Annotated in this window: 6 protein-coding genes; 1 reads left to right on the top strand and 5 read right to left on the bottom strand. The window is 31.7% G+C overall.

Translation table 11 applies throughout. From position 1 onward, the window contains the following. Window positions 1-625: NAD(P)-dependent oxidoreductase (locus JJE11_RS13090; RefSeq protein WP_291636320.1), on the bottom strand; the 625-nt coding region annotated here is incomplete at its 3' end. Window positions 626-689: 64 nt separating this feature from the next. Beyond that, window positions 690-2720, bottom strand: coding sequence for an alpha-amylase family glycosyl hydrolase (locus JJE11_RS13085; protein ID WP_291636318.1), 2031 nt, complete (start codon window positions 2718-2720; stop codon window positions 690-692). Window positions 2721-2953: 233 nt separating this feature from the next. On the opposite strand from JJE11_RS13085, the gene JJE11_RS13080 reads away from it, so the two are divergent. Then, window positions 2954-3670: an SGNH/GDSL hydrolase family protein gene (locus JJE11_RS13080; RefSeq protein WP_291636316.1), complete on the top strand. Its 717-nt coding sequence runs from the start codon at window positions 2954-2956 to the stop codon at window positions 3668-3670. A gap of 33 nt (window positions 3671-3703) precedes the next feature. Here the strand turns inward: JJE11_RS13080 and JJE11_RS13075 are convergent, their stop codons facing one another. The 3 genes from JJE11_RS13075 to JJE11_RS13065 all read right to left on the bottom strand — a co-directional run. Next, window positions 3704-4654, bottom strand: coding sequence for a serine/threonine-protein kinase (locus JJE11_RS13075; protein ID WP_291636314.1), 951 nt, complete (start codon window positions 4652-4654; stop codon window positions 3704-3706). Window positions 4655-4738: 84 nt separating this feature from the next. Further along, window positions 4739-5521: a Na-translocating system protein MpsC family protein gene (locus JJE11_RS13070; RefSeq protein ID WP_291636312.1), complete on the bottom strand. Its 783-nt coding sequence runs from the start codon at window positions 5519-5521 to the stop codon at window positions 4739-4741. Beyond that, window positions 5511-5961: HAMP domain-containing sensor histidine kinase (locus JJE11_RS13065; protein ID WP_291636310.1), on the bottom strand; the 451-nt coding region annotated here is incomplete at its 5' end. The genes JJE11_RS13070 and JJE11_RS13065, both read right to left, overlap by 11 nt.

Raw genomic sequence — 5961 nt, 5'->3', positions numbered from 1 at the left:
TAACATCCGAATTAGTAAGTAGAGTATCCATATCCACATATTTCATTGTAGCACATTCTAAGTCTTTGTTCTGATATGAATCAAATGCTATTATGTTCATACCTATAGCTTGAGCTATTTTACCGGTCATTTTACCAATCTTTCCATATCCAATAATACCCATGGTTTTTCCTGAAAGCTCAATTAATGGATAATTCCAGTAGCACCAATCTATGTTATTTGACCATTCTCCTCGTTTTACTGAATCACTATGAGCACCTATATGATGACACATTTCAAGCAGAAGTGCTATTGCCATTTGGCTAACAGCATCTGTACCATAAGTAGGAATATTTGACACTTTAATTCCTTTTTCTTTTGCTGCTTCTACATCTACTACATTGTAACCAGTTGCTAGAACTCCGATAAATTTCAAGTTAGGAAGCTGTTCTAAAACTTCTCTAGACAGTGGAGTTTTGTTTGTGAAAACTATTTCCGCCTCCTTTGCTCTTTCTATTATCAAGTTTATGTCGCCTTGAATGCAAGCAGTACGATCATATATTGTTACATTTCCAATACTTTCTAACCCTTCCCATGTTAGATCGCCGGGATTTAAAGTATATCCATCTAAAACAACTATTTTCATATTAGCACCTTCCTCCTTTTAATCAAAATTATTTAAAGATATTATCATCTAATTATTTTCACTATTATTTCATCAATTTCTTTAAAACCATCACAGTTCTACTAGGTGAATATATAGTAACTCCAATTTTATTTTCCCTATGCGAAAGCTTCTTGGTGTGGTAAATGTAATCTGTTGCAATTCTAGAGGAGCCACCAAATACTTCTTCATCGCTATTAAACACAATTTTATATTCACCCATTTCGCCAGTTGGGAGTTCATACTCAGAGAAAGAAACAGATGCGTTAAAATTAAATAGAAATACCAACCCACCTTTTCGAAAAGCCAGTAATTTATGTTCTTCATCTGTCCAAAGATTTTCAACATCAGTTGCACTTAAGACATTATTGGTTTTCAATAAAGCAACCATTTCTCTATCAAAATTTGATAAATATTCATATTTAAGCTCTTTGTTTTCCATTAGACTCCATTGTCTTCTTGCGTATTTGTAACTCCAATTGTTACCTTCTCTTGGGAAGTCAATCCAGTCTGGATGACCAAATTCATTACCCATGAAATTTAAATAGCCTTCTCCACCTAAAGTTATCGTAATAAATCTAATAAGTTTATGAAGTTCAATTGCTCTGCTTATAATTAAATTATCATCATTTTTCTCCATATGGAAATAAATATCCTTACCACTTAAACGGAGCATTAATGTCTTATCCCCTACAAGTGCCTGGTCATGAGATTCAGAATACCCTATATTTTTTTCCTTAGGCCTCCTACTCGTTAGTTCATACCATATCTGATTCATACTCCATTTTTCATCTGGTAGCTCTTTTAATATTTTCACCCAAAGATCAGGTACACCCATAGACAAACGGTAGTCGAAGCCTATACCACCAAAATTAACTGGCAAACACATTCCAGGCATTCCACTCATATCCTCTGCAATTGTTATTGAATTTGGCTCGACTTCCCTTATTAAATCGTTAGCAAATTGAAGATAAGTAATTGCTTCTGTATCAGTATCCATACTAAAGTATTTACTGTAATCCGAAAATGATACTCCAAGTCCTTGGTGGTGATATAACATAGAGGACACACCATCAAATCGATACCCATCAAAATGGTATTCCTCTAGCCAAAACTTAATGTTTGACAAAAGAAAATGAAGAACTTCTGGTTTCCCATAGTTAAAGAGTTTTGTACCCCAAGCTGGATGATTACCTTTAACACCAGTATGGAAAAATTGATAATCAGTTCCATCAAACTCATTAATACCCTCCGCTATATTCTTAATTGAATGCGAGTGTACTAAATCAAGTAATACTGCAATACCCATAAGGTGAGCCTTATTTATTAATACTTTAAGCTCCTCTGGGGTTCCAAACCAGGAAGAAACAGCAAAAAAATTGGATACTTGGTAACCAAATGATGCATAATAAGGGTGTTGCATTACTGCCATAAGTTGCACAGTATTGTATCCAGCAGCTTTTACCCTTGGAAGCATAATTTCTGTAAATTCATTAAAAGTACCCATACCTTCTTTTTCTTGTGCCATACCTACATGAGCCTCATATATAAACAATGATTTGCTGGTATCAACATGAAATTCACTATCTTGCCACTTAAATGAATAATCTGGTTGCCAAATTTGTCCTACAAAATCGTGTGTCTTAAGATTCTGCACCGTACGCTTTATATAAAGAGGAATTCTATCTCTTGATACATTTTTAGCTACTATCCTTACCTTAACATGTGACAAATGCTTTAATGCCTGTAACCCTGGCAAGAAGATCTCCCAATTTCCATTTTCTTTTTTTTGCAATGGATGCGACTCTGGATCCCAATTATTAAAATCACCAATTAAATAAAGAGCATCGGCCTCAGGAGCCCATTCTCTATAAACCCATCCATCTCGGGTTAAATGAAACCCGTAAAATAAATCTCCATTCGCAAAAGACTCAAAGCTTTTATTATTACCTAATAACTTTTTTTTACAAGATGTATAACGTTCCACTCTAAGTTGAATATCCCTTTCAAATGGTTTGAGATATGGATCAATCTCCATTATTTTGAAGTGTTTATTCTTCTTTTGCTTATCCTCCATTAAAAAGCTCCTTTCTATATGTAATTAGATATAAACATAATTTTATTACTATTATAACTAATTCGATTAAATATTTTCAATTCCTTTGTTATTTTAATAATTAAAAAATAAAAACATATTAACAATATGTAGTTTTAATAACTATGTATTGAATCCCTTATATTAATGTGGTATATTATTAATAAGCATCTGATAAATTTATGCACTTACTATTTATTTTATGGAGGTATATTATGGATATAAAAGATAGTTACATTTTTGTAGCATATGGTGATTCTATTACAAAGGGAATTATTTACGATGATGAAAAATCTAAATATGCAACTTTAAAAGAGAACTTTACAAGTATCTTAGGAGATAAAATGAAAGGTCCCGTATACAATGCAGGCAAATTTGGCAATACGATTATAAGGGGCGCACGTAAGATGTATAACGATGTCATCAAAAAGTCACCTGATATAGTTTTAATAGAATTTGGTGGCAATGACTGTGACTATAAATGGGATGACATTGCTAAATATCCAGACATGGATTACAATCCAAATACTGATATTTTTACTTTTCGTGAAACACTAAGTGAAATGATAGACACATTGAAAATTAATCATATATTCCCTGTACTTCTGACTTTGCCACCACTCGATCCTTTAAAATACTTCAAATGGATTACTAAAGAAGATTCTACTTCCGAGCAAAATATTTTACATTGGTTAGGCTCTAAGGATCGTCTTTTCACATGGCATAATTCATATAGTAAAATGATTACTGAGGTAGCTAACGAAACTAGCACGGCGCTTATAGATGTACGCTCAGAGTTCTTAAAGTATAGCGATTATAGCCAGCTTTTATGCAAAGATGGGATACATCCGAATACCGACGGTCAATCATTAATTGCATCTGTAATATTGAATTTTATAAAAGAGAACTATAATTTTTTATTACAGGATTGAAAAAGCACCTAAATCAAAAAATATGACGCCTGTTCAATGAATAGGCGTCGTAGCTAAAGCAATAACCAAAGCTATTATACATGCTATCACTGCTATTATAATTATTTTAGTCCCCTTACTAGTCTTTTTATCATCTAGTAAAAGCGTTTTGGAATTCTCAGTAACAGATTCATGAGAATTCATAAACATTGTTTTTTCGTATTCTCCATCAGTTTTAATGGCATTAAGCTCAGTAATCATCAGTTTTACATCACTATAGCGACATTCAGGCTCTATTGCTGAAGCCTTTTGAATAACTTTAATTAATCTCTTATCCACATGCTCAGGATAATTTTCCGGAGTCATAAACTCTGTGGGTAGGTTTATGGATTTTCCTGTAAGCATAAAAAACATAGTGGCACCAAGAGAATAAATATCCGTTTGAGCATTTGATGGAGTGCTTACAAGTTGTTCTGGTGCTATGTAACCCATCGAGCCTAAAATCCTAGTGTCACCTTGTTGATTTTCCTTATAGGTGCGTGCTATTCCAAAGCCGATAAGTACTACCTTGTTGTTTGTCTTTATCATTATATTAGATGGCTTTAAATCCCTATATACAATTGGTGGATTAAAGCTATGAAGGTAAGATAATATACTACACAGCTGAAGTGATATGTCTAATACAATCTCAGCAGTAAGCGGTCCATTTACTTCCAAATGCTCCTTTAAGGTCTCCCCTTCAATAAAGTCCTCCAATATGTATAAATTATCCTTTTCATAGAATTTATCAATAATTCGTATAATTCCTATGTGACTTAAGTTCTTTAGTATATTGGGTTCCGCAAGAAAATCTATTTTGCTTTTCCATTGACCATTTACTTCCTTTACTGCCCAAAAATTTCCTAACCTAGTATTCTTGCAAAGATACACCGTCCCCATACCGCCTTGTCCTAAAACCTTTATTATTTCGTATTTTTTATCTAGAATTTGTCCAATATTTAACATGTTCTCACCCCCAATGCCAAAAAAATGTCTAAATAAATATATTAATATTTTTTTAAGGAAAATCATAAAATAAAAAGATACATTTTATTTTATGCTAATTATTATCGTATCTACATTATTATTAGAATCAATAATCACTTCTTTTAATGTTAAATCTGATACTAAAGCTTCTTTAATAATTTCTTCAACTTCCTCTTTTCTGTCCAAATAAAAAGCTTGCCTATTATAATTTATCATCGAATAATTTTTACTATTATCTAGTAACTTTTTTTCAAATAAGGTAAGTGTATCAAATGCCTTAATCTCTATTATATTTCCACTAATAAATACAGTTATATCCTTAGGCCCTTTCCCTGTATTTGTTTTAATGAATCTCGCAAACAAATTTTTAATTTTTATTTCTACTTCAGTTTTCAACGTTTTACTAAGAATAGTACTATCATTTATAATAGTTTCATCTTGTCTTTGCGTAAATACTTTAATTGCTGCATTTTCCAGAGCTTCCATTAACTCATCATTTTTTATAGGCTTTATTACATAATTATCTATTCCTACATTTACTACTGAAAGTATCGTTTCAACATCTGAAAAAGCTGTAGTAATAATTATTGCACAGCTTTTGTCTATTTTTCTTATTTTCTTTGACATTTCTATTCCGCCCATTTCTGGCATCTTAAGATCCGTAATAACAATATCAGGGTTAAATTCTTTAAACTTATTTAACCCATCTTCTCCATTCTCTGCTAGATATAATTTACCAACTCTTCTTTTCAAAAATATACCTAGTTGCTCTCTATGAGATTCTTCATCTTCCACATATAAGACTTTAAGGTTAGAGAGTAAACTTTCTTCCTGTTTAATAAGCATCTTTATCAATCTCCTTTACTGGAATAGATATATTAAAACAAGCTCCATCATCTGTATTCGAAAATTTTATACTTCCATTAAAATTCTTTTCAATAATCATTTTAGACATATATAATCCAAGCCCTGTCCCCTGTTTATTCTGTTTTGTAGTAAAATACGGTTCAAATATCCCTTTTGCTATTAGTTCATCAATACCTCCAGCATTATCTTTTATTTCCACTGTATTAAAAAACCCATTACTTGTTATTTCAATTTCAATTTTTTTATCTTCAGAATTAGATTCTACTAATGCATCAATCGCATTATTAATTATATTGAAGATTACTTGTGAAAAATGATTTGAGTATCCATATGCCTCAACATCCTCTGTTTTTTTCAGATTAATTTCTATCTTATGAAACTTAAAATTCTCTTCTATTAATTCCATAGTAGAAACAATG

The sequence above is a fragment of the Clostridium sp. genome, from assembly GCF_016650095.1.
Lineage (GTDB): Bacteria > Bacillota > Clostridia > Clostridiales > Clostridiaceae > Clostridium_AD.
The sequence above is the reverse complement of the archived record's forward strand: the minus strand, read 5'-3'. Positions and strand labels throughout refer to the sequence as shown.